Origin of the sequence: Micrococcus sp. EYE_212, from assembly GCF_023147585.1 — a bacterium.
In the GTDB taxonomy this organism is placed as follows: Bacteria; Actinomycetota; Actinomycetes; order Actinomycetales; family Micrococcaceae; genus Micrococcus.
In genome coordinates this window covers 182,459-204,881 of sequence record NZ_JAHXOZ010000001.1, presented here as the reverse complement: position 1 = coordinate 204,881, position 22,423 = coordinate 182,459, and the positions used below count along the sequence as shown (strand labels likewise).

Here is a 22,423-nt window from a genome sequence, read left to right as displayed (position 1 = left end):
AAGGATCACCATGGGAGCCCAGATCCGGGTCTACCGTCAGAAGATCGCATCGACCTCGTCGATGAAGAAGATCTTCAAGGCGATGGAGCTGATCGCCACGTCCCGCATCACCAAGGCCCGTGAGCGCGTCAACGCGTCGCTGCCGTATGCGAACGCGATCACCCGCGCCGTCTCGGCCGTGTCGAGCCAGCACGACATCGACCACGTCCTCACCACCGAGTCCCCGAACCCCACGCGGGCGGCCGTGCTGATCCTCTCGTCGGACCGCGGCCTCGCCGGCGCATACTCCGCGAACGTGCTGCGCAAGGCCGAGCAGCTGCTCACGCGTCTGCACGGGGAGGGCCGCGAGGTCGACATCTACGTCGTCGGCCGCAAGGCGCAGACGTACATGGACTTCCGCGGGCGCGGGTACAAGCGCCTGTGGACGGGCCAGACCGATGCCCCCGTCGCCGAGCGCGCCACCGAGATCGGTGAGACGCTCGTCGAGGCCTTCCTCACGGACACCGCGGCGGGCGGCGTGGACGAGATCCACGTGGTCTTCACCGAGTTCGTCTCCCTCGTGAAGCAGAACCCGCACGTCGTGCGGCTCCTGCCGCTCGAGGTCGTGGAGGAGGACGTCGCGACCGCGGAGGAGGTCCTGCCGCTCTACGAGTTCGAGCCGGACGCCGAGGAGGTCCTCGACGCCCTGCTGCCGAAGTACATCGAGTCGCGCATCTTCAACGCCATGCTCCAGTCGGCGGCCTCTGAGCTCGCCAACCGTCAGCGGGCCATGAAGTCGGCGGGCGACAACGCCTCGAGCCTCATCAAGGAGTACACGCTCCTGATGAACAACGCCCGACAGGCCGAGATCACCCAGGAGCTCACCGAGCTCATCGCGGGCGCGGACGCGCTCAACAACTCCTGAGCCTTCCCTCGGCTCGACTGACCCGCCATCCACACACGATAGAAGTGAGAGAGATGACTGCCACCATCACCGACCACGGCACCGGCACCCCGGCCCGTGGCGCCACCGGGCGCGTCGCCCGGGTCATCGGCCCCGTGATCGACGCCGAGTTCCCCGGCAACGCCATGCCCGAGATCTACAACGCCCTGACCACCGAGATCGAGCTCAACGGCCAGAAGCGCACCGTGACCTTCGAGGTCGCCCAGCACCTGGGCGACAACATGGTCCGCGCCGTCTCCCTGCAGTCCACCGACGGCCTCGTCCGCGGCGCCGACGTGCTGGACTCGGGCGCCCCCATCTCCGTCCCCGTGGGCGATGCGGTCAAGGGCCACATCTTCAACGTGCTCGGCGAGACCCTGGACATGCCGACCTCGGAGCTCGGCGACGTCGAGCGCTGGCCGATCCACCGGCCGGCCCCGAACTTCGCCTCCCTCGAGGGCTCCACCGAGATGATGGAGACGGGCATCAAGGTCATCGACCTGCTGACCCCCTACATCAAGGGCGGCAAGATCGGCCTGTTCGGCGGCGCCGGCGTGGGCAAGACCGTGCTCATCCAGGAGATGATCACCCGTGTGGCCCGCAACTTCGGCGGCACCTCCGTGTTCGCCGGCGTCGGCGAGCGCACCCGCGAGGGCAACGACCTCTGGGTCGAGATGGACGAGGCCGACGTGCTCAAGGACACCGCCCTGGTGTTCGGCCAGATGGACGAGCCGCCGGGCACGCGCCTGCGCGTGGCCCTCTCGGCCCTGACCATGGCGGAGTACTTCCGCGATGTGCAGAACCAGGACGTGCTGCTCTTCATCGACAACATCTTCCGCTTCTCGCAGGCCGGCTCCGAGGTCTCCACGCTGCTGGGCCGCATGCCCTCGGCCGTGGGCTACCAGCCGAACCTCGCGGACGAGATGGGTGTGCTCCAGGAGCGCATCACCTCGACGCGCGGCCACTCCATCACCTCGATGCAGGCCGTGTACGTCCCCGCGGACGACTACACCGACCCGGCCCCGGCGAACGTGTTCGCGCACCTCGACGCGACCACCAACCTGACCCGTGACCTCGCGTCCCGTGGCCTGTACCCCGCCGTGGACCCGCTGGCCTCGACCTCGCGCCTGCTGGATCCGCAGTACGTGGGCCAGGACCACTACGACACCGCCATCCGCGTGAAGCAGATCCTCCAGAAGAACAAGGAGCTGCAGGACATCATCGCGATCCTCGGTGTGGACGAGCTCGGCGAGGAGGACAAGATCACCGTGGCGCGCGCCCGCAAGATCGAGCAGTTCCTCTCACAGAACACCTACACCGCCAAGCAGTTCACGGGTGTCGAGGGCTCGACCGTGCCGGTCAAGGACACCGTCGAGGGCTTCAAGGCGATCGCCGACGGCGAGCTCGACCACGTCGCCGAGCAGGCCTTCTACAACGTGGGCGGCCTGGACGACGTCGAGCGCGAGTGGGCCAAGATCCAGGCCGAGGGCTGATCCGTCATGGCTGAGCTCGAGGTGGAGATCGTCTCCGAGGAGAGGTCCATCTGGAAGGGCGCGGCGTCGGCCGTCTCGGCGCGCACCTACCAGGGTGAGATCGGCATCCTGCCGGGCCACACCCCGCTGCTCGCCGTGCTCGGCGACGGCGAGGTCGTGGTGCGCACCGCCGACGGCGGGACCGTGACCGCGCAGGCCAACGGCGGGTTCTTCTCCGTCGACCACGACCGCGTGGTGATCGCCGCGACGTCCGCCCGCCTGGGCGACGCCGCAGCCGTCTGAGCCGCGCGGTCCAGGCACGACCATGAGGGGCCCGGTGCTCATCGTCCTGGTCGGCGTGCTGGCAGTCCTCGGACTGCTGGCCGTCGCCGGACTGGTGCGGCACCGGGCCCTTCTGCGTGCGCCGGGGTCGTTCCCGGGGATCGCGGTCACCGGTCGGGGACGGCCCCGGCGGGTGATCGGCCGCTACGACGAGCGCGTCCTGGTGCTCAACGGGTTCATGCCCGCCGGCCCGCTCGCGTGGCGGGGGGAGCGCTGGGCGCTCCAGATGGACCGGGTGCCGGATGCGGCGCCCGAGGGTCAGACGGTCCTCGACGTCCACGGGGGCAGCGAGCCGGTCCGCCTGACGGTGGACGAGGCCGACGCCGGCGCCCTCCGCGCGTGGTGCGAGGCCGGGCCGTCCCAGGCCGGGCAGCTGTGGTGGCGCAGCGACGGGTCCACCCCCCGCACGCGCCGCTGACCCCGGTCGGCCCGCTGAACGGAGAGGGCCTCATCCTGCCGGCGTGACCCGTGTCCGCGTCCGCACGAGCACGGTCCGCGTCCCCGCGGGCCCCCACACCACGACGCCGGCCCGCGCCGGGTCGTCCCCGTCGCAGGCCTCCGCGCCGAGGCTCTCGCGGGGCACGTGGGTCGCTGCCCGCAGGACGGCGTCGGGGTCGAGACCGCGGCGCAGCAGCGCCGCGACGGAGTCCGCGAGGGACCGGCGGCCGCCCGCGAGCGGGGCCCCCTCCGCTCCGGTCGACGCCGGCGTGCGCCCCAGCCGGGGCGCGTGGTGGCCCGCGTGGATCGTGCGCGGGCCGAGGCGGTGCCGCGTTCCCGGCGCGGCGCCGGTCGCGGCGACCGCATCGGAGACGAGGCACACGGCCGGGGCCAGGGCCGGATCGCCCAGCAGCAGGTCCACGAGGTGGTGGGAGACGTGGACATCGTCGGCGATGAGCTCGAGGCGGAGCCGCCCCCGGCGGGCGGCGTCCAGGAGCAGCGGCAGCGGTCCCGGCTCGCGGTGGTGGAAGCCGCGCATCGCGTTGAACAGGTGGGTGACCACGGGGCGCGGAGCCCGTCCGCCGCACCGCTCCGTCCTCCGGCGCAACGCCTCCCACCGGTCGAGCGCCGCCCTCGCCGCGAGCAGGTCCGCGTCGGTGTGGCCGAGGCACGGCACGGTCCCGGCCGCAGCCAGCTCCCGCTCCAGCGCGGCCGACCCGGCGAGCTCCGGGGCCAGCGTCATGGTGCGCACGAGGCCGCGCGGCCGGCCGCGCAGCGCCGCACGGACCGCGTGGCCGGCGGCCGAGGCGGGCGTGCACAGCGCGGCCCGGTCGTGGGCGCCGGCGCGGGCGGGGGAGAGGAACGGGCCCTCGAGGTGCACGCCGGCCAGCGAGCCCTCCTCCCACAGCGGCCGCAGCCGGTCGAGGGCGGAGGCCAGATCCGCGGCGGGCAGTGCCGGCAGCGAGCCGATCACGGTCCCCACCCCGGCGCGGCGCCCGCGCTCGAGCCAGGCGGCCACGTCTCCGACGGGAGAGGTCGCCAGGTCCACCCCGGCGCCCCCGTGGACGTGATGGTCCAGGAGCGGTCCGGTCACGCGCACGGCGTCCCGGTCCACGCCCGGCTCCGCCGCGGCGGCCAGCACCTCGCGCGGCGCCGCCTCGGCGGGGCCGGCCCACACGAGGCGCGCGCCGTCGTCGCCCGGTCCGGCCTCCGGAGTCTCCGCCCACGTCACCAGCCATTCCACCGGGTCCGCTCCGTGGTCCGCGGCCACCCACGGCGCGCGGGCGGAGCGCAGCGGGCCCGTCGGGGGCGCCGGATCAGAAGAGGCGGGACTCGGCATCGTCCACGCCGCGCATCGCGTCATAGTCGAGGGTGACGCAGCGGATGCCGCGGTCCTCGGCGAGGGTGCGGGCCTGCGGCTTGATCTGCTGCGCTGCGAACACGCCGCTCACGGGCGCGAGGAGGGGGTCGCGGTTCATCAGCTCGAGGTAGCGGGTGAGCTGCTCCACGCCGTCGATGTCCCCGCGGCGCTTGAGCTCCACGGCCACGGTGCCGTCCGGGCCCTTGGCCAGGATGTCCACGGGGCCGATGGCCGTCATGTACTCGCGGCGCACGAGCGTGTGCCCGTCGCCGAGCAGCTCGATCTGCTCCGCGAGCAGGCGCTGCAGATCCGCCTCCACGCCGTCCTTCACGAGCCCCGGGTCCACGCCGAGCTCGTGGGAGACGTCCGAGAGGACCTCCTCGAGCAGCACCAGCAGCCGGTCGTCCGACTTCTTCGCCTGGACGCGCCACACGGCGACGACGCCCTGGGCCGCCTGCTCCTCGCTCGGCTCCTCGACATGGAGGGTGGCCGGCGGGCTCATCCAGTTGAGGGGCTTGTAGGAGCCGCCGTCGGAGTGGACCAGCACCGAGCCGTCCGCCTTCACCATGAGGAGGCGGGTGGCGGAGGGCAGGTGGGCGTTGAGGCGGCCCTCGTAGGTCACGGAGCAGCGGGCAATGACGAGGCGCACCGGTCCAGTCTAGGGGCGGGCCCGCCCCTCGGCGCCGCGGCGGACGGCGCTGTGCCAGCATGGACGCATGCCCCGCTCCCACCGCCCGCGCCGCTCGTCCGCTCCGCGCCGGGGCGAGCGGTCGGGGTCGGGGGACGCCTCACGACGCTCCCGCCCCGGTCCAGGCCGGGTCGATCCCCTCGAGGAGCGCCTCGGCCTGGACCCGGGCTACGCGCACGAGAGCGGCAGCGACGGAGGCTGGCACGTGCGCCAGATCCCCGCGTGGCGCGCGGTGAAGGACTACTCCTGCCCCGGCTGCGGACGCGTGATCCGCCAGGGCCAGGCCCACCTCGTGGCGTGGCGCTCCGACTGGATCATGGGAGACGCGGACGCCGGAGAGGACCGGCGCCACTGGCACCCCGTGTGCTGGCGCACGAGGGCCAGCCGCTGAGGATCGTCCCGGTCACCGGGTCTCCTGCCGCGGGATGAACACCTCGCGGACGATCAGCAGCAGGGCGGCCGCCGTCGGGATGGCCATGAGCGCCCCGAGCACGCCGAGCAGGGTGCCGCCCGCGATCACGGCGATCACCGCGACGGCGGCGGGCACGTCCACCGCGCGGGACATGACGCGGGGGGAGACGACGTAGGCCTCGACCTGCAGGTAGACGACGTAGATCGCCGCGAACAGCGCGGCGGACTGCCACGAGTCCAGGAGGGAGATGAGGGTGATGACCGTCCCGCCGATCATCGCCCCCACGAGCGGGATGAACGCCATGATGGCGGCGAAGAACGCGAGCAGGGCCGCGAACGGGGTGCCGGCGATGCTCATGGCGATGAAGGCGACCGTGGCGTTCAGCGCGGCCACGAGGGTCTGGCCCATGACGTAGAGGCCCACGGAGGAGGTGATCTCCTCCGAGAGCTCACGGACACGCGCGCGGCGCGAGCGGGGCGCCAGGCGGTAGGCCCAGTGCTTGATGTGCGGCAGGGAGGAGAGGAAGTACAGGGTCAGGACCACCACGACCACCGTGACGAACAGGGAGTTCAGCACGGTTTGGCCGAGGCCCACGATCCCGCCGAAGAGGGCGGCCACCGAGGCTCCGTCGCCGTTGAGCTGGTCCGTGTGCTGGCGCACCGCGTCCTGGATGTGGAACTGGGCGTCGAGGGCGAGGAACCACTCCGAGCGCATCACCTCCTCCACCGTCGCGGGGATCTCCTCCGCGAGCTGGGTGGACTGCTCCACCGCGGTGGGGATCAGCAGGGAGATGAAGGCGGCCGCGACGGCGGCGAGGCCCAGGGCGGCCACGAGGACTCCGGCCCAGCGGGGGGCTCCCCATCGCTCGAAGCGGCGCACGATGGGGTCCAGGCCGAGGGCGATGAACAGGGCGGCCATGATCATCACGAGCAGCTGCTGGTTGGTGGCCAGGAATCCCAGGACGGCGAGGGCGAGCAGGACGCCCGTCGTGAGCAGGAAACCGGTGCTCACCGGCGATCGGAACGAGACCGTGGGGGTCGCCTCGGTGGGCTCCGGGACCGGCTCGTCCTGTGCGGCGTCGTCGCCGGGCGCGGTCGCCGGGCCGGAGCGGCGCCAGGCGAGGGGGCGCAGACTCAGGCGGCCGCGGACCGGGGAGCCCTCCGGCGGAGCGCCGACCGGGCTCGAGTCGGCCGGGGTGGACGGGTGCGCGGAGGCACGGGCCGGGCTCGTGGACGCGCCGTGGGTGGGCAAGGCGGCGTCCGGCGCGGCCTGGGGCGCCTGGTCCTCGGGATGATGCACGGGATCAGGGTACGGCAGGGGCCGCGGCGGAGGTGGCCGCGGGCGCCCCGGCCGGTCGAGCGTCTACCGTGGATCCCAGACCGTCTCGAAAGGACCGTGCACCGTGACCTCCCAGCCCTCCTCCGCCGCCCCGTCCCACCTGCGCGGGGCTGTCGACCTGTCCTCTCTGCGCTCGCCCCGGCCCGCCGCGGGCACCGGCACGGCGGGACCGAGCCCGGACGCGATGCCCGAGGGCTCATGGGTGATCCCGCAGGCGGACCAGCAGATGTTCCAGCAGCTCGTGCAGCTCTCCGCGCAGGTCCCCGTCCTCCTGCACCTCCACGTCCCGGGGGACCAGACGAGCGAGGCCCTGTACACCCAGTTCGCCGACGCCGTGGACGCCCAGGCGGGCCGCCTCGTCATGGCGCGCTTGGACGTCGTGGCAGACCCCGGGCTGCTGCAGGCCATCGGCCTGCCCGCGGGCCCGGCCGTCCTCGCGGTGGTGGCCGGCCAGCCCGTGCCGCTCGTGAACCAAGCCGTGCCGGAGGAGACCCTCGCCCAGCTCCTGGGCGAGATCCTCGAGGTCGCTCGCCAGAACGGCGTGTCCGGCACCGTGCCTCCCGTCGCGGACGCGCGTCCCGGCGCGGGCGGCGAGCCGGCACCGGCGGCGCCCCCCGTGCCCCCGCTGCACCGGGCAGCCCACGAGGCCCTCGCCGCCGACGACATGCCCGCCGCCGTCGCCGCGTGGGAACGGGCGCTCGCCGAGAACCCGGCGGACGCCGTCGCCCTGCAGGGCCGCTCCGCCGCCCAGCTGCTCCTGCGCACGCAGGACGCGGACGCCGCCGCGGTGCGCGCGGGGGCGGCCGAGCGTCCCGACGACGCGGCCGCGCAGATCGCGGTGGCGGACCTCGACGTGCTCGGCGGCCACGTCGAGGACGCGTTCGCCCGCCTGGTCCGCTTCATCGCCGGCCATCACGGCGACGCGCGCGAGGACGTGCGCTCCCACCTCGTCGACCTCTACACCGTGGTGGGCGTGGACGACCCGCGCGTGCAGGCCTCGCGTCGCCGCCTCGCCGCCGCCCTGTACTGAGCGTCACGGCGCGGCGACGCCCCGCGGGCGTGCCCTGAGCGCCCCGCGGCTCCGCCAGGTGGGGGAGGAGGGGCCGGCGAGATCATCCCCAGGGCGGAGGCGAAGCCTGTCAGCGCGCTGTTAGCGTCGGCGGCATGATCGCCGCCCCCGAGCCTCCGCTCCGCCGCGCCCACGACAGCCCTGACCCGGACCTCGCCCTCGTCACCCGGGCGCTGGCCAAGCGATTCGGGGACAGGACGGCCCTCGCGGGCCTGGACCTGGAGGTTCCGGCGGGCTCGTTCTTCGGCGTCGTGGGCCCGAACGGTGCGGGCAAGACCACGGCGCTGTCCATGGCCACGGGCCTGCTCCGCCCGGACCACGGCCAGGCCTGGATCCACGGCGTGGACGTGTGGGCGCAGCCCCTCGAGGCCAAGCGCCGCGTGGGCGTGCTCGCCGACGGCGTCCGCACGTTCGACCGCCTCACCGGCGCGCAGCTGGTCACCTACGCGGGCCTGCTCCACGGCCTCGACGCCGAGACCGTGGCCCAGCGCACCGCCGACCTGCTGCGCGTCATGGACCTGCAGGACGCCGGCCGTAAGCTCGTCGTGGACTACTCCGCGGGCATGACCAAGAAGGTCAACCTGGCCGCCGCGATGGTCCACGCCCCGGACGTCCTGGTGCTCGACGAGCCGTTCGAGGCCGTCGACCCCGTCTCCGCCGCGAACATCCGCGACATCCTGAACGACTACGTCGGCCGCGGCGGCACCGTGATCGTCTCCAGCCACGTGATGGACCTCGTGCAGCGCATGTGCACGCACGTCGCCGTCATCGCCGACGGCACCCTGCGCGCCACCGGCACGGTGGAGGAGGTCCGCGCCGGGCGCGACCTCGAGGAGCGCTTCGTGGACCTCGTCGGCGGGCGCCACACGGGGGAGGGCCTCGCATGGCTGTGAACGGCATGGCCGCCACCCTTGTCCGCCTGCGCTGGGCGCTCACCGTCAACCAGTGGCGCCGCTCCCCGTTCACGCTCGTGATGAGCATCATCGGCGCGCTGTACATCCTCGGGGCGGCGGTCTTCCTCGTCGTCGGGCTCACCGTGGCCCTGCCGGGCGAGGACGTCGCCTTCCGCGGGGTGCTCACCGTCCTGGCCACCTCGGTGGTCGTCCTGCTGTGGCTCGTGCTGCCGCCGCTCGTCACCGGCGTGGACGCCACTCTGGACCCCCGCAGCTTCCTCGTCTACCCGGTGCCCGTCGGCACGCTCGTCCGCGGTCTGCTCCTCAGCGCCTTCACGACGCCGGTCGGGATCGCCACGCTGATCGTCACCCTGGGCGTCGCGGCGTCCTGGCGGGACCAGCCGGCCGCGCTCGCCTTCGGCCTGGTCGGGGCCGTCATCAGCGCGGTCGCCGCCGTCTCCCTGGGCTACGGCGTCACGGGGATGATCTCGGCCTATGCCGGCCGCCGCCGGGTGCGCGAGACGGTCTCCGTGCTGCTCATGATCCCGCTCATGCTCGGCGGCATCGCCTTCGCCCAGGCCGCCGAGTCCTTCGACACGCTCATGGCCGGCGCGCCGCCCGTGGCCGAGGCCGCCTCCTGGACGCCGTTCGGCGCCGGTGCGGCCGCCGCCTGGGCCGCCGCCGAGGGACGCTGGGGGCTGGCGGCCGTGCGGCTCGCCGTCGCCCTCCTCTGGTGCGCCCTGGCCCTCGCCCTGTGGCACCTGGCCGTCCGCCGCACGGTGCGGCCCGTGGGCGTCGGGGGCGGGCCGGCGCGTGAGGCGAAGGCGGCCGCCGCCGACCCGCGTCCGCTGCGCTGGCTCGGCCGCCCCGCCACGGGCCCCCGCACCGCGATCGCGGCCCGCGCGCAGCACTACTGGTTCACGGACCCGCGCTACATGGCTGGCCTCATCACCATCCCGCTCATGGCCGTGCTCCTGTGGTTCACGGGCAGCATCGGCGAGGACGGCGCCGGACCGGCCGTGTTCCTGGCCATGGCGCCCATCACGGCGTGGGCGCTGGCCCACTCCCTCTCGGCGGACATCGCCTACGACCACACGGCGTTCCACCTGCACGTCGTCGCCGGCGTGAAGGGGATCGACGACCGGATCGGGCGGCTCATGGGCATGCTCGGCTGGGGCGTCCCGCTCGTCGTCGTGGTGGCCGTGGCCACGTGCGCCGCAGCGGAGGACTGGGGCGCGCTGCCCGCCGTGCTGGGCCTGTCCCTCGGCCTCCTCGGCTCCGTGTGCGGCCTCGCAGCGCTCGTCTCCGCGCGCTGGGTCTACCCGGTGCCGAAGCCCGGCGACAGCCCGTTCCAGCAGCCGCAGGGCGCGATGGTCCGCACCATGATCGTGCAGTTCGGCGCGCTCCTGGCCTCGGCGGCCATGGCCCTGCCGATGCTCGTCCCCGCGATCGTGTTCTCCGTGACGCGGGAGCCCGTGTGGTCCTGGGGCGCGCTCGCGGTGGGCCTGGCGTGGGGCGCGCTGCTGCTCTGGCTGGGCGTTCGGCTCGGCGCCCGCTGGTACGAACGGGCGCAGGCCGAGACCTTCCAGGCCGTGAAGGCGTTCTGACCGACTGGCTAGGATGGGCCGCATGAGTGTGACCGGCGAACCCGACCTGAACGACCCCTTCGCGCCCGCCGGCGGCGGCACCTCCGTCCTGGAGCGCGAGGAGCAGCTCCAGGACATCGAGCCGGGCGACCACGAGCGATTCGCGCACTACGTGCGCAAGGAGAGGATCATGGAGTCCGCCCTGTCCGGCGCGCCCGTGATCGCGCTGTGCGGCAAGGTGTGGGTGCCGGGCCGCGACCCGGAGAAGTTCCCCGTGTGCCCCACGTGCAAGGAGATCTACGAGGGACTGCGCGATCCCCAGGACGGCGACGGCGACTCCGGCTCGGGCGGCGGCAAGCGCGGGTTCTTCGGCGGTCGCGGGCGTGGCTGAGGCCGCTCGTCGATGAGCGGCACCCTCTTCGGCGGGCCTGACCCCGCCGGCTCCGACGCGTCCGGCGCCGTCCCGTCCGCCGGCGTCCAGCCCGATCTCTTCCACGTGGGCGAGGACCTGCCCCCGGCTCTGCCCGAGCGTGCAGCCTGGGGCACCGCCCCCAAGCTGCGCCAGTGGCAGCAGGAGGCCCTCGAGAAGTACCTCTCGGCCTCCCCGCAGGACTTCCTCGCCGTCGCCACCCCCGGTGCGGGCAAGACGACCTTCGCGCTCCGCGTGGCCAAGATCCTCATGGACGCCGGTGTGGTGCAGCGGCTGACCGTGGTCGCGCCCACGGACCACCTCAAGCGGCAGTGGGCGGACAACGCGGCGCGCGTGGGCCTGGCGATCGACCCGAACTTCAAGAACGCGGACGGACGGCACGGCGCGGAGTACCGCGGCGTGGCGCTGACCTACGCGCAGGTGGCCAACAAGCCGGTGCTGCACCGCAACCGCACCGAGGCCGCCAAGACGCTGGTGATCCTCGACGAGATCCACCACGGCGGCGACGCCCTGAGCTGGGGCGAGGGCATCAGGGAGGCGTTCGAGCCGGCCGCGCGCCGCCTCGCGCTGACCGGCACCCCCTTCCGCTCGGACACCTCCACCATCCCGTTCGTGCAGTACGTGGACGGGCCCGACGGGCTCTCCCGCTCGAAGGCGGACTACACGTACGGCTACGGGCCCGCGCTGCGGGACAACGTGGTGCGGCCGGTCATCTTCATGGCCTACTCGGGGCAGATGCGGTGGAAGACCTCGACGGGCGAGGTCATGGAGGCCCAGCTCGGCGAGGCGGCCACGAAGGACATCACCGCATCGGCCTGGCGGACCGCGCTGGACCCGCAGGGCGAGTGGATCCCCTCCGTGCTCAAGGCCGCGGACCAGCGCCTCACCGAGGTGCGGCGCAACGTGCCCGACGCCGGCGGCCTGGTGATCGCCTCGGACCACGAGGACGCCCGCGCCTACGCCGCCCAGCTCGAGGCGCTGACCGGCCAGAAGCCGGCCGTCATCCTCTCGGACGACAAGGGCGCCTCGGACCGCATCGACGAGTTCGCCGCCTCGGACGAGCGCTGGATGGTGGCCGTGCGCATGGTGTCCGAGGGCGTGGACGTGCCCCGACTCTGCGTGGGCGTCTACGCGACGTCCACGTCCACGCCGCTGTTCTTCGCGCAGGCCGTGGGCCGCTTCGTGCGATCGCGGCGCCGTGGGGAGACCGCATCCGTCTTCCTGCCCTCCGTGCCGCAGCTGATGCTCCTGGCCAACGAGATGGAGCTCGAGCGGGACCACGCCCTGGACCGACGCGAGGGCGCCGTCGAGGTGGAGGACCTCGAGGACGCCCCCGAGGAGGACCTCATCGCGCAGGCCAACCGGGAGGAGAAGGGGTCGGACTCCCTGACGGGCGCCAAGTTCGAGGCGCTCGAGTCCCGGGCGAGCTTCGACAAGGTGCTCTTCGACGGCGGCGAGTTCGGCCTCGGCGGCGCCGTGGGCTCGGCCGAGGAGCAGGACTTCCTCGGCATCCCCGGCCTGCTCGACGCCGACCAGGTCTCCGCCCTGCTGCGCCAGCGCCAGGCGGAGCAGGTCCAGCGCCGCCCGAAGGCCGCCGAGCCGAAGGAGCCGGCTGAGGTGGTGGACCACCGGCGCATGAAGGAGCTGCGCGCCGAGCTGTCCAAGCTGGTGTCGGCGTGGTCCGCGCGCTCGGGCACCCCGCACGGCGTGATCCACAACCGGCTCCGCGAGGTCAGCGGCGGCCCGGCAGTGGCCCAGGCGTCCCAGGACCAGCTGGAGAAGCGGATGTCCACGATCCGCGGGTGGTTCGTCGGGCGGAGGTGAGCCGCCGGAGGCGGCCCGGACAGGGCGGACCGCCGGACCGAGCCGTCCTCACCCAGGGCCGTCTGGACGTCTCGGTCGGCTGGATGCGGCTCGGCTCGACCGCGGGCGCTCAGCTCGGATGTCAGCACAGGGGGCGCAGGTACCGCTCGGGAGACGCGAGGAACGCGCGGTGGTGCCGGACGAACGGGAGGTCGTCGTAGGCCGTCGGCGTGATGCCGTCCTCGTCGAGCAGCAGGATCCGGGCTCCTGGCAGCGCCGCGAGCACGGGGGAGTGCGTGGACAGGACGACCTGGGATCCCGCCTCGACCATGATCCGCAGGTGGACCAGGAGCGCGAGGCAGCTCTCGAAGGACAGCGCGGACTCGGGCTCGTCGAGGATCCAGAGGCCGCGCACGCCGGCACGCTCCTCGCAGAACTGCAGGAACGCCTCGCCGTGGCTGCGCAGGTGCAGGGTCGATCCCGGAATCGTGGACTCCAGGTACGTGAACAGCCCGTACATGTTCTCGGCCCGCAGGAACACGCCGCCCCTGGGTGCTCCCGCCCCGCGCGCGAGCTGCAGGTGCTCGGCGAGGTCGGAGGAGGTCCGCCGCGTCTCGTGGAACACGTGGCGGGTGCCGCCCTCCGCGTTGAGGCCGAACGCCTCCGCGATCGCCTCGACGACCGTGGACTTCCCCGCCCCGTTCGCCCCGACGATCACGGTGGCGTCGCCGAGGTCGAGGCCGTGGTCCAGCAGGTGGCGCACCGCCGGGATGTCGGCAGGCCACACGGTCCGGTCGGCGGGGGAGAGCGGGTGCTCCGTCACCCGGCGCACGGGGCGGTCCCAGGCGCGCGTGTCCGGCGCGTCGTCCCGGGCCATCCGGCTCAGAGCTCCTCGGCGAGCTCCAGCACGGCCCCGGCGGCCTCCATCTCGTGGAGGGCCGCCTGGCCTGCGGCCTCGTCCACGGCCGCGCACAGGTCGGTCAGCACCGTCACCTCGTAGCCGGCGTCCACAGCGTCCAGGACGGTGGCCCGCACGCAGTGGTCGGTGGCGAGGCCGACGACGGTCAGCGCCTCCACCTCCTGATCGCGCAGCCACTCGTCCAGGCCCGGAGCGCCCTCGGCGACGGCGCGGGCCGCCCCCTGGGTCGCGCCGTGGGGGCCGGCCGGGGCGCCGGCCTCGTCACCGGACCGGACGGCGTCGGGCTCCCCGAGGAAGCCCTCGAAGCCGGAGTACGCGGCGGTGCGGGCGCCTTTGAGGAACTCCGCCTCCACATACTCGGCGTCCAGGTCCGGGTGCAGCTCGGCGCCGCGGGTGCCGGCCACGCAGTGCACGGGCCACGTGGCGCGGAAGTCGGGCTCCTCGCCCTCGGACGCGAAGTGCGTGCCAGGATCCACGTGCCAGTCGCGCGTGGCGACGACGGCGGTGTAGCGGTCCACGTGCTCGTCCAGGTGCTCGCTGATCGCCGCGGCGACGGCGGCGCCGCCCGTGACGGCGAGCGATCCGCCCTCGCAGAAGTCGTTCTGGACGTCGACGATGATCAGGGCGCGGGTGAGGTCGGGCATGTCAGTGCTCCTGGATGAGGGTGGGGATCGCGGGCTCGCCGGACTGCAGCCGAGCGACGTTCGGCGGCAGCTCGCGCAGGGAGGCGGCGTGGCGCTCGGCGGCGCGGGTCACGGCCTCGGGGCCGGTCCAGCCGGGCAGCAGCTCGCCGTCACGGACGAACTCCTGGATGAGCGGACGGTCGTCGGCGTCCGCGTCGGGGCCGCGGTTGACGCCCACGAGCTCGGCGACAGCGCGGCCGCGCGCGTCGCGGCGGCGGGCGGCCTCCTTGCGGCCGCCCAGGGACGCCTTGCCCGAGGAGGCCTTCGCGACGTCGACCCACGCGCCGTCGTCGTCATGGCGGGAGACGAGCTTGTAGACCATGGAGGCGGTGGGCACGCCCGAGCCGGTGACCAGCCGCGTGCCGACGCCGTAGGAGTCCACGGGCGCGGAGCGCAGCGCCGCGATCGCGTACTCGTCCAGGTCGGAGGTGACCAGGATCCCGGTCTCCGTGTTGCCCAGCTCGTCGAGGAGCTCGCGCACGTGGTGGGCCTGCTGCACGAGGTCGCCGGAGTCGAGGCGGACGTTCTTCAGGTCCGGCCCGGCCACCTCGACGGCGGTGCGCACGCCGGCGTCGATGTCATAGGTGTCCACGAGGAGGGTGGTGGCGGCGCCGAGGGCGTCCACCTGCGCCTCGAAGGCGGCACGCTCCGAGTCGTGCAGGAGCGTGAAGGAGTGCGCCGCCGTGCCCACGGTGCGGATCCCGTAGCGGCGGCCGGCCTCGAGGTTGGAGGTGGCCGCGAAGCCGGCGATGACCGCGGCGCGGGCGGCGGCGACGGCGGACTCCTCGTGCGTGCGCCGCGAGCCCATCTCGATGCACGGGCGGCCGCCGGCGGCCGCGGTCATGCGGGAGGCGGCGGAGGCGACCGCGGAGTCGTAGTTGAGGATGGAGAGGAGATAGGTCTCGAGGATGCACGCCTCGGCGAAGGTGGACTCCACCTGCAGCAGCGGGGAGTGCGGGAAGTAGGCCTCGCCCTCGGCGTAGCCCGTGATGTCCCCGGAGAAGCGGAAGTCCGCGAGCCAGGACAGCGTGGCGTCGTCCACCACGGAGTTGTCCGCGAGGTGGTCCAGCTCAGCGGTGGCGAAGCGGAAGCGGCTCAGTCCCTCCAGCGCGCGGCCCGTGCCGGCCACCACGCCGTAGCGGCGGCCGTCGCCCAGGCGGCGGGTGAACAGCTCGAAGCGGCTGCGCCGGTGCGCGGTGCCCGCCTTCAGCGACGCCTGGAGCATGGTCAGCTCGTACTGGTCCGTCATGAGGGCGGTGGGGATGCGCCAGTCGTCCACGCAGGCCTCCACGGAGGCGGCGGGGCGGGGGCTCTTCGCGGTGGTCTCGCTCACGTGGCCACCCTACCGAACGGGGCGGGCGGCCCCGCCAGGGGCACGGGTCCGTAGACTGGACGGCATGCCCGCCCCCGATGCCCCCGCCTCCGGCACGGACACGGCCCTGCTCGAGCGTCCCCGGGAGGACCTCGGCGCGGACCGCCCGTGGAACACGGTGGTGTGGAACGACCCCGTGAACCTGATGAGCTACGTGGCCTACGTGTTCCGCTCCCACTTCGGCTACTCGGCCGCCAAGGCCGAGGCCCTCATGCTCGAGGTCCACGAGCGCGGGCGCTCCGTGGTGTCCACCGGCTCGCGGGAGAGCGCGGAGGTCCACGTGAACGCGATGCACGGGTTCGGCCTGTGGGCGACGCTCGAGCAGGCAGAGGACTGAGGAGGGCCATGGCACAGAGGTTCCGCTGGACGCGGCGCGGCTACGTCGCGCAGCTGGAGAAGCCGGAGGTCCGCCTGCTGCGCGGCCTCGTCAAGGACGTCGTCACCCTCCTGGAGAACCGCCAGGACGAGGTCCGCGCCCACGACGACGCCGACGTCGTCTCGGCCGAGCACCCCGCCGCCGGCGCCGCGGCAGCCTCCGACGCCCCCGCGGCGGAGCAGGCGGCCGCCGCGGACTCCACGGGGAAGGAGGCGGGCCCCGCGGCCGGCCTCTCCGAGGAGGACACCGCGTTCTGGGACCTCGTCGCGGGGCTCCACCTCTCCGCCGACCCGCGGCCGCGCCGCGCCGCGCCGACCGACGCCGCCGTCGCCCGCCTGCTGCCCGAGGCCCTGGCCGACGCGGACCCGGACGAGCAGGCGGAGCACCGCGCGCTCACCGAGGACGCGCTCACCGCCGCCAAGCTCGACGACGCGCGCCGGGCGCTCGCGGCCCTCCAGTCCACGCAGGTCACCCTGCCCCACGCCGACGCGCCCGCGTTCGCGCGGGCCCTGAACGACGTCCGCCTCGTGCTCGCCACGCGCCTGGGCGTGGCCACCGAGGAGGACGCCCGGCGCGTGCACGCCGTGGACGACTGGCGCCGCGCCGAGGACGTCGAGTCCACGATGGCGCTGCTCTACAACTTCACCTCGTGGCTCCTGGAGACCCTCATGGACGAGATGCTGACCGAGCTGCCCGCCGAGGGCACGGACGGGGAGGACGCATGAGCCGGCCCCACGCGGACGCCGCGTCCCCGATCGGCGTGTTCGACTCCGGCGTGGGCGGTCTGACCGTGGCGCGCGCGATCATGGACCAGCTGCCCCACGAGTCCATCCTCTACGTGGGGGACACGGCCCACTCCCCGTACGGCCCCCGGCCCATCGCGCAGGTGCGCGCGCTCGCGCTCGGCATCATGGACGAGCTGGTGGACGCGGGCGTGAAGGCCCTCGTCATCGCGTGCAACTCCGCCTCGGCCGCGGTGCTGCGCGACGCGCGGGAGCGCTACACGGGCCGGCTCGGCATCCCGGTGGTGGAGGTCATCCAGCCGGCCGTGCGCCGCGCGGTGGCCGCCACCCGCAACGGGCGGATCGGCGTGATCGGCACGCAGGCCACCGTGGGCTCCCGCGCCTACGAGGACTCCTTCTCCGCGGCGCCGCACCTGAGCGTCACGAGCGCGGCGTGCCCGCGGTTCGTGGAGTTCGTGGAGGCCGGGATCACCACGGGCCCCGAGCTGCTGGCCACCGCGGAGGAGTACGTCGCCCCGCTCAAGGCGGCGGAGGTGGACACGCTCGTGCTCGGCTGCACCCACTACCCCCTGCTGACGGGGGCCCTGTCCCTCGTGATGGGGGAGGACGTCACCCTCGTCTCCTCCGCCGAGGAGACCGCGAAGGACCTGTACCGGGCGCTCGTGCGCCACGGCATCGAGCACCCGCACTCGGCGGCCGGCTCCGGCCAGTCCGCCTCCCACCGGTTCATGTCCACGGGCGACCCCCGGCACTTCCAGGCGCTCGCCCGCCGCTTCCTCGGCCCCGAGGTGGAGTCCGTGGCCCGCATGGACACGGTGCGGGAGCGCTACCCCACGGCCGCTCTCGCGCAGCTGACGCCCGACCTGATCGCCCGTCTGGACTCCGAACGAAGGGGCACGCCGTGAAGCTGACCATCATCGGGGCCTCCGGCTCCTTCCCCGGCCCCGGCTCGCCGGCCTCGTGCTACCTGGTCTCCGCCCAGGGCGTGGCGGCGGACGGCGTGACCCCGCGGACGTGGCGGATCCTGCTGGACCTCGGCAACGGCTCGCTCGGCGTGCTCCAGCGCTACATCGGCCTCGAGGACCTCGACGGGGTCATGCTCTCCCACCTGCACCCGGACCACTGCATGGACCTGTGCGGCCTGCACGTGGCCATCCGCTGGAACCCGGAGGGCTGGACCGCGGGCCGCGTGCCCGTCTACGGACCGGCCGCCACCGCCGACCGGCTCGCCGAGGCCTACGGGATGGACCCGGATCCGGGCATGCGGGAGGACTTCGACTTCCGCGTGTGGCAGGCCGGGAGCACCGTCTCCTTCGGCCCGTTCCGCATCACCCCCGTGCCGGTACGCCACCCCATCGACGAGGCCTACGCCCTGCGCGTGGAGGCCGACGAGGTGGACGCCACCGGCGCCGTCGTCACCCGCGTGCTCACGTACTCGGGCGACACGGACACGTGCGAGGGGCTGGTGGAGGCCGCGCGGGACGCGGACATGTTCCTGTGCGAGGCGGCCTTCCACGAGGGCCGAGACGACGGGATCGACGGGGTCCACCTGACCGGCCGCCGGGCCGGGCGGATGGCGACCGAGGCGGGTGCCCGCCGCCTCCTGCTGACCCACCTGCCCGTGTGGAACGACCCCCAGCGGGCCGCCGCCGAGGCACGCGAAACGTACGAGGGCCCGCTCGCCGTCGCGGTCTCCGGGCTGAGCTACGGCGTCTGAGGGCCCGCCTAGACTGAGGGGCATGAGCGTTCCCGCACCGAACTCCCGCCAGGACGGCCGCGCCGTCGACGAGCTGCGTCCCATCACGATCACGCGGGGCTGGTCCCGGCAGGCCGAGGGCTCGGCCCTCATCGAGTTCGGGGACACGCGCGTGCTCTGCACCGCCTCCTTCACCGAGGGTGTGCCGCGCTGGCTCAAGGGCGAGGGCACCGGCTGGGTCACCGCCGAGTACGCGATGCTCCCGCGCGCCACCTCCGAGCGCAACCAGCGCGAGTCCATCAAGGGCAAGATCGGCGGGCGCACCCATGAGATCTCCCGCCTGATCGGCCGCTCGCTGCGCGCCGTGATCGACCTGGACGCCCTGGGGGAGAACACGATCGTCCTGGACTGCGACGTGCTGGACGCCGACGGCGGCACCCGCACCGCCGCCATCACCGGCGCCTACGTGGCGCTCGCCGAGGCCGTGGGCTGGGCGCAGCGCCAGGGGATCCTGCGCAAGGACGCCACGGTCCTCAAGGACTCCGTGGCCGCCGTGTCCGTGGGCATCATCGACGGCACGCCGATGCTGGACCTGCCCTACGTGGAGGACGTCAAGGCCGAGACGGACATGAACGTGGTGGTCACCGGCTCGGGGACCTTCGTCGAGGTGCAGGGCACCGCCGAGGGCGCTCCCTTCGACCGCGCCGAGCTGGACGCCCTCCTCGACCTCGCGCTCCTGGGCACCACCGAGCTCGCCCGCATCCAGGCGCAGACCCTCGCCGCGCACGCCGCCGGGGCCGACGCGTGAGCGCAGGGGAGACGACCCGGGTGCCCGAGGGCGCCCGCGTGGTGCTCGCCACCCGCAACGCCGGCAAGGTCCGGGAGCTGCGCCAGCTTCTCGCCGGCGCCGTGCCGGGCCTGGACGTGGACGCCGCCGTCGTGGACGCGGGCGCCGTGGGCGCCCCGGACGTCGTGGAGGATGGGGTCACCTTCGAGCAGAACGCCCTCAAGAAGGCTCGCGCGGTGGCGGCCCACACCGGCCTGATCGCCGTGGCGGACGACTCCGGTCTCGCCGTGGACGTGCTCGGCGGGGCGCCCGGCATCTTCTCCGCCCGCTGGTCCGGGGCCCACGGGGAGGACCGGGCCAACCTCGAGCTCCTGCTCGCGCAGCTGGCGGACGTCCCGGATGCGCACCGCGGCGCCGAGTTCGTGTGCGCCGCGGCGCTCGCGGTGCCCAGCACGCCGGACGCGCGGGGCGTGCACAGCATCCACTTCACCCACGTGGAGCACGGCCGCCTGCGCGGCACCGTGCTGCGCGCGCCCGTCGGGGAGGGCGGGTTCGGCTACGACCCGATCCTGCGCCCCACCGGCCGGGACGAGTCCACGGCCCAGCTCAGCTCCGCCGAGAAGAACGCGATCAGCCACCGCGGCCACGCGTTCCGGGCGCTCCTGCCGTACCTGGTGGACGCCCTGGCCGCCCGCTCGTGAGCGGCGGCCCGGGGGTCCCCGTGGCGGGGCACGCGGGACTGGACTTCACCGCGATCGACTTCGAGACGGCCAACGGCTTCCGGGGCTCGCCGTGCGCCGTGGGCCTCGTCCGCGTGCGGGACGGCCGCATGGTGGAGCGGGCCTCGTGGCTCGTGCGCCCGCCGGCCGGCTTCGACCGCTTCGACCCGCGCAACGTGCGGATCCACGGGATCACCCCGGACCAGGTGGGCGGCGCCCCGCGCTTCGCGGAGGTCTTCGACGACCTCGCGGCGTTCGTCGGCGCCGACGTGCTCGTGGCCCACAACGCCCGGTTCGACCTCGGCGTCATCGAGTCCGCCCTCGAGGTCTCGGGCCGCGACGTGCCCACGCTGGACTACGCGTGCAGCCTGATGCTGGCCCGCAGGGCCTACGACCTGCCCTCCTACGCCCTGCCCTCGGCCGCGCGCGAGGCGGGGTTCACGCCGGGCCGCCACCACGACGCGCTCGCGGACGCCGAGGCCTGCGCGGCCATCCTCATCGACGTCGCCCGGCGGTCGCCGGGCACGGAGCAGGCACCGGAGACGGGCACGACGGCGGCCCCGTCCGTCCGGCGCATCGACGCGCTCGTGCGCGACCACGGCCTCGCCGTGGGCCGACTCGAGGGGCGCCCCCACGGCGTCGGTGAGGAGTCCCGGGCGACCCGTCAGGCGCGCCTGACGGCGGGCGTGTTCGACGCGCTCGTGCCCCTGCGGGACGAACGGGAGATGCCCGACTTCATGCGCTGGCCGCAGGAGGGGGCCAACCCCGTGCCGAACCCGGACGCGGACCCCTCCCACCCGCTGTTCGGCCAGACGGTGGTGTTCACCGGCGGGATCGGGATGTCCCGTCAGGCCGCGAAGGAGCGGGCGGCCGCGTTCGGCGCGCAGACCGCCAGTCGCGTCTCGGCGCAGACCACCATGCTCGTGGTGGGCGACGGCTTCGAGGCGTCCGACGTGGTGGGCGGCACCCCGGCGGCGGCCACCCCCGCCCTCACACACCGCAAGACGAAGGACGCCCTGCGCCGCCGTGCGGCGGGCCAGCCTGTCGCGCTCGTGTCGGAGGCGGAGTTCCTGCAGATGCTCGACGAGAACTGGCACGGCCCCGCCCGCTGACTCGGCGCACCGGACCGTGGGGGAGGGCCGGACGCTCAGGTGGTGGCGGCGCTCCAGCGGCGCGCGGCCTCGATCACCACGCCGCGCTCGGCGATCCACGCGGGCACGCACGCGGCCGCGGCGTCGGAGGTCGGGTCGACGTCGGCCTCCGCACCGAGGACGGCCAGGCCGTGGCGCGCCCCGAGCAGCTGGCCGGCGAGGGAGGCGGTGGAGTCCGAGTCGCCGCCGTGGTTCACGCCGATCCGCAGCGCGAGCGCGAGCGCCGCCTCCGGACCGTCCGCGACCCGGTCCGCCACGAGGGCCGCGAAGACCGCGATGGCCAACGCCTCCTCGGCGACCCAGCCCTCGCCGAGCGCGAGCGGCAGCGAACCGGGCGCGCCCAGGTCTCCGTCGTCGCGGGAGGCCGCCTGCGCGAGGCGCTCCGCGGCCTCGAGCGCGGCGGCGGTCTCCAGGCCGTCCTCGCCGGCGTCCTCCACCCAGGCGCGGGCGTGCGCGACGGCGTCGGGGAGCGTCGCGCCGCGCAGCAGGGCGGCGATCACGAGCGCGTGCGTCGCGGCGCTGACCCACGCGGTGGGGTGGCCGTGCGTGAGCACGGCGCCCTGGCGCGCGAACGAGGCGACGTGGTGGTCCTCGAGCCCCGGGACCATGCCGTACGGGGCCGAGCGCATCACCGTGCCGCACCCCTTCGACTCCGGGTTGTGGGGGTCCCCGGGAAGGCCCATGCCGGGATCCGCCAGCCCTGACAGGCACGCGTTGCCCGGGGCCTGCTGGACGCGCAGCTCCTCGTGCTCGTCGATCCACCGGCCGGGCACCGGCGGGGCGCCCTCGGGCAGCGAGCCGCGCTGGGTGGCGTACCAGCGCAGGCATGCGAGCCACACGCACGCGGCCGCGTCCGAGGCCTGGCCGGCGTTCTGCCACTCGATCCACTCGAGGAGGCCGTCGAGCACGTAGAGGGTCATCTGGGTGTCATCCGTGATCGGGAGGGAGCGGGCCCCGTCCAGCGCCATGAGCGTGACCGCGTCCGTCACGCCGGAGGGGCCGAGCTGCGCCGTGATGCCGGACGCGGGCGTGAACTCGACGACGCCGCCGAGCGCGTCTCCGGCCGCGCCGGCCGCGAGGAGGGCGAGGACGCGGCGGGCGTGCTCGTCGGCGGGGAGGGCGGGCGCGGCGGCGGGCGTGGGGGCCTGCTCAGAGGTCTGCTCGGACATGCGCTCATCGTACGAGGCGGACCGGATGCTCCTCCCGTGTCCGGCGTCTTCCTAG

Annotated in this window: 24 protein-coding genes; 17 read left to right on the top strand and 7 right to left on the bottom strand. The window is 74.2% G+C overall.

What is annotated here, in order from left to right:
• The first annotated feature begins 10 nt into the window (after positions 1-10).
• From KZX60_RS00970 to KZX60_RS00955, 4 genes are read left to right on the top strand one after another with little or no spacing between them, the layout of a single operon-like run.
• Complete coding sequence (locus tag KZX60_RS00970; protein ID WP_248115160.1) at positions 11-904, top strand: F0F1 ATP synthase subunit gamma; 894 nt, start codon at positions 11-13, stop codon at positions 902-904.
• 53 nt (positions 905-957) lie between these two features.
• Complete coding sequence (gene atpD, locus KZX60_RS00965; protein ID WP_248115159.1) at positions 958-2,415, top strand: F0F1 ATP synthase subunit beta; 1,458 nt, start codon at positions 958-960, stop codon at positions 2,413-2,415.
• Positions 2,416-2,421: 6 nt separating this feature from the next.
• Positions 2,422-2,697 carry a F0F1 ATP synthase subunit epsilon gene (locus KZX60_RS00960; protein WP_248115158.1) on the top strand — a complete coding sequence of 92 codons (276 nt, stop codon included), beginning with the start codon at positions 2,422-2,424 and terminating at the stop codon, positions 2,695-2,697.
• A 34-nt stretch (positions 2,698-2,731) separates the two neighbouring features.
• Positions 2,732-3,154 carry a DUF2550 family protein gene (locus tag KZX60_RS00955; protein ID WP_248115157.1) on the top strand — a complete coding sequence of 141 codons (423 nt, stop codon included), beginning with the start codon at positions 2,732-2,734 and terminating at the stop codon, positions 3,152-3,154.
• Positions 3,155-3,184: 30 nt separating this feature from the next.
• Here the strand turns inward: KZX60_RS00955 and KZX60_RS00950 are convergent, their stop codons facing one another.
• Positions 3,185-4,417, bottom strand: a complete 1,233-nt coding sequence (locus tag KZX60_RS00950) for an N-acetylglucosamine-6-phosphate deacetylase (RefSeq protein WP_248115156.1) — start codon at positions 4,415-4,417, stop codon at positions 3,185-3,187.
• 73 nt (positions 4,418-4,490) lie between these two features.
• Positions 4,491-5,183 (bottom strand): endonuclease NucS, encoded by a 693-nt coding sequence (gene nucS / locus KZX60_RS00945; RefSeq protein ID WP_248115155.1) that lies wholly within the window; start codon positions 5,181-5,183, stop codon positions 4,491-4,493.
• A gap of 67 nt (positions 5,184-5,250) precedes the next feature.
• Between nucS and KZX60_RS00940 the strand changes: the two genes are divergently transcribed.
• Positions 5,251-5,613 (top strand): hypothetical protein, encoded by a 363-nt coding sequence (locus KZX60_RS00940; RefSeq protein ID WP_248115154.1) that lies wholly within the window; start codon positions 5,251-5,253, stop codon positions 5,611-5,613.
• Between the two features lie 12 nt (positions 5,614-5,625).
• On the opposite strand, the gene KZX60_RS00935 is transcribed toward KZX60_RS00940, so the two are convergent.
• Positions 5,626-6,933, bottom strand: a complete 1,308-nt coding sequence (locus KZX60_RS00935; protein ID WP_248115153.1) for an AI-2E family transporter — start codon at positions 6,931-6,933, stop codon at positions 5,626-5,628.
• Between the two features lie 103 nt (positions 6,934-7,036).
• On the opposite strand from KZX60_RS00935, the gene KZX60_RS00930 reads away from it, so the two are divergent.
• From KZX60_RS00930 to KZX60_RS00910, 5 genes are all read left to right on the top strand, one after another.
• Positions 7,037-8,002: a tetratricopeptide repeat protein gene (locus KZX60_RS00930; protein WP_248115152.1), complete on the top strand. Its 966-nt coding sequence runs from the start codon at positions 7,037-7,039 to the stop codon at positions 8,000-8,002.
• 134 nt (positions 8,003-8,136) lie between these two features.
• Positions 8,137-8,934, top strand: a complete 798-nt coding sequence (locus KZX60_RS00925) for an ABC transporter ATP-binding protein (protein ID WP_248115151.1) — start codon at positions 8,137-8,139, stop codon at positions 8,932-8,934.
• Positions 8,925-10,541: a Tat (twin-arginine translocation) pathway signal sequence gene (locus tag KZX60_RS00920; protein ID WP_248115150.1), complete on the top strand. Its 1,617-nt coding sequence runs from the start codon at positions 8,925-8,927 to the stop codon at positions 10,539-10,541. The genes KZX60_RS00925 and KZX60_RS00920 overlap by 10 nt, the downstream gene beginning before the upstream one ends.
• A gap of 22 nt (positions 10,542-10,563) precedes the next feature.
• Positions 10,564-10,911 (top strand): DUF3039 domain-containing protein, encoded by a 348-nt coding sequence (locus KZX60_RS00915; protein ID WP_248115149.1) that lies wholly within the window; start codon positions 10,564-10,566, stop codon positions 10,909-10,911.
• A gap of 12 nt (positions 10,912-10,923) precedes the next feature.
• Positions 10,924-12,774, top strand: a complete 1,851-nt coding sequence (locus KZX60_RS00910) for a DEAD/DEAH box helicase (protein WP_248115148.1) — start codon at positions 10,924-10,926, stop codon at positions 12,772-12,774.
• Between the two features lie 121 nt (positions 12,775-12,895).
• On the opposite strand, the gene KZX60_RS00905 is transcribed toward KZX60_RS00910, so the two are convergent.
• Genes KZX60_RS00905 through KZX60_RS00895 form a run of 3 tightly spaced genes read right to left on the bottom strand, consistent with a single transcriptional unit; the run spans position 12,896 to position 15,646 of the window.
• Positions 12,896-13,630 carry an AAA family ATPase gene (locus KZX60_RS00905; RefSeq protein WP_248115147.1) on the bottom strand — a complete coding sequence of 245 codons (735 nt, stop codon included), beginning with the start codon at positions 13,628-13,630 and terminating at the stop codon, positions 12,896-12,898.
• Between the two features lie 5 nt (positions 13,631-13,635).
• Entirely contained in the window at positions 13,636-14,316 is a 681-nt protein-coding gene (locus KZX60_RS00900) for an isochorismatase family protein (protein ID WP_248115146.1), read from the bottom strand.
• Position 14,317: 1 nt separating this feature from the next.
• Positions 14,318-15,646 carry a nicotinate phosphoribosyltransferase gene (locus KZX60_RS00895; RefSeq protein ID WP_298713469.1) on the bottom strand — a complete coding sequence of 443 codons (1,329 nt, stop codon included), beginning with the start codon at positions 15,644-15,646 and terminating at the stop codon, positions 14,318-14,320.
• 106 nt (positions 15,647-15,752) lie between these two features.
• Here KZX60_RS00895 and clpS point away from each other — a divergent pair, with 106 nt between their 5' ends.
• From clpS to KZX60_RS00860, 7 genes are read left to right on the top strand one after another with little or no spacing between them, the layout of a single operon-like run.
• Positions 15,753-16,064, top strand: coding sequence for an ATP-dependent Clp protease adapter ClpS (clpS, locus tag KZX60_RS00890; RefSeq protein WP_248115145.1), 312 nt, complete (start codon positions 15,753-15,755; stop codon positions 16,062-16,064).
• A gap of 8 nt (positions 16,065-16,072) precedes the next feature.
• On the top strand, positions 16,073-16,828 hold the full coding sequence (locus tag KZX60_RS00885; protein ID WP_248115144.1) for a DUF2017 family protein: 756 nt from the start codon (positions 16,073-16,075) through the stop codon (positions 16,826-16,828).
• Positions 16,825-17,751 carry a glutamate racemase gene (gene murI, locus KZX60_RS00880; RefSeq protein WP_248115143.1) on the top strand — a complete coding sequence of 309 codons (927 nt, stop codon included), beginning with the start codon at positions 16,825-16,827 and terminating at the stop codon, positions 17,749-17,751. The genes KZX60_RS00885 and murI overlap by 4 nt, the downstream gene beginning before the upstream one ends.
• A complete protein-coding gene (locus KZX60_RS00875) occupies positions 17,748-18,563 on the top strand; it encodes an MBL fold metallo-hydrolase (protein WP_248115142.1) in 816 nt (271 codons plus the stop codon). Before murI ends, KZX60_RS00875 begins: the two co-directional genes overlap by 4 nt.
• 22 nt (positions 18,564-18,585) lie before the next feature.
• Positions 18,586-19,350, top strand: a complete 765-nt coding sequence (gene rph / locus KZX60_RS00870) for a ribonuclease PH (RefSeq protein WP_248115141.1) — start codon at positions 18,586-18,588, stop codon at positions 19,348-19,350.
• Positions 19,347-20,030, top strand: a complete 684-nt coding sequence (locus KZX60_RS00865; protein WP_248115140.1) for a non-canonical purine NTP pyrophosphatase — start codon at positions 19,347-19,349, stop codon at positions 20,028-20,030. The genes rph and KZX60_RS00865 overlap by 4 nt, the downstream gene beginning before the upstream one ends.
• 20 nt (positions 20,031-20,050) lie before the next feature.
• Complete coding sequence (locus KZX60_RS00860) at positions 20,051-21,160, top strand: exonuclease domain-containing protein (RefSeq protein WP_248115139.1); 1,110 nt, start codon at positions 20,051-20,053, stop codon at positions 21,158-21,160.
• 35 nt (positions 21,161-21,195) lie between these two features.
• On the opposite strand, the gene KZX60_RS00855 is transcribed toward KZX60_RS00860, so the two are convergent.
• Complete coding sequence (locus KZX60_RS00855; RefSeq protein ID WP_248115138.1) at positions 21,196-22,368, bottom strand: ADP-ribosylglycohydrolase family protein; 1,173 nt, start codon at positions 22,366-22,368, stop codon at positions 21,196-21,198.
• Between the last annotated feature and the right edge of the window lie 55 nt (positions 22,369-22,423).

What these genes read in the sequence shown, in the direction of transcription:
- KZX60_RS00925 (WP_248115151.1), top strand. Translation starts at nt 8,137, where the DNA reads ATGATCGCCGCCCCCGAGCCTCCGCTCCGCCGCGCCCACGACAGCCCT.
- rph (WP_248115141.1), top strand. Translation starts at nt 18,586, where the DNA reads ATGAGCGTTCCCGCACCGAACTCCCGCCAGGACGGCCGCGCCGTCGAC.
- atpD (WP_248115159.1), top strand. Translation starts at nt 958, where the DNA reads ATGACTGCCACCATCACCGACCACGGCACCGGCACCCCGGCCCGTGGC.
- KZX60_RS00900 (WP_248115146.1), bottom strand. Translation starts at nt 14,316, where the DNA reads ATGCCCGACCTCACCCGCGCCCTGATCATCGTCGACGTCCAGAACGAC.
- KZX60_RS00970 (WP_248115160.1), top strand. Translation starts at nt 11, where the DNA reads ATGGGAGCCCAGATCCGGGTCTACCGTCAGAAGATCGCATCGACCTCG.
- murI (WP_248115143.1), top strand. Translation starts at nt 16,825, where the DNA reads ATGAGCCGGCCCCACGCGGACGCCGCGTCCCCGATCGGCGTGTTCGAC.
- KZX60_RS00910 (WP_248115148.1), top strand. Translation starts at nt 10,924, where the DNA reads ATGAGCGGCACCCTCTTCGGCGGGCCTGACCCCGCCGGCTCCGACGCG.
- KZX60_RS00940 (WP_248115154.1), top strand. Translation starts at nt 5,251, where the DNA reads ATGCCCCGCTCCCACCGCCCGCGCCGCTCGTCCGCTCCGCGCCGGGGC.
- KZX60_RS00855 (WP_248115138.1), bottom strand. Translation starts at nt 22,368, where the DNA reads ATGTCCGAGCAGACCTCTGAGCAGGCCCCCACGCCCGCCGCCGCGCCC.
- KZX60_RS00915 (WP_248115149.1), top strand. Translation starts at nt 10,564, where the DNA reads ATGAGTGTGACCGGCGAACCCGACCTGAACGACCCCTTCGCGCCCGCC.
- KZX60_RS00960 (WP_248115158.1), top strand. Translation starts at nt 2,422, where the DNA reads ATGGCTGAGCTCGAGGTGGAGATCGTCTCCGAGGAGAGGTCCATCTGG.
- KZX60_RS00885 (WP_248115144.1), top strand. Translation starts at nt 16,073, where the DNA reads ATGGCACAGAGGTTCCGCTGGACGCGGCGCGGCTACGTCGCGCAGCTG.
- KZX60_RS00920 (WP_248115150.1), top strand. Translation starts at nt 8,925, where the DNA reads ATGGCTGTGAACGGCATGGCCGCCACCCTTGTCCGCCTGCGCTGGGCG.
- KZX60_RS00905 (WP_248115147.1), bottom strand. Translation starts at nt 13,630, where the DNA reads ATGGCCCGGGACGACGCGCCGGACACGCGCGCCTGGGACCGCCCCGTG.
- clpS (WP_248115145.1), top strand. Translation starts at nt 15,753, where the DNA reads ATGCCCGCCCCCGATGCCCCCGCCTCCGGCACGGACACGGCCCTGCTC.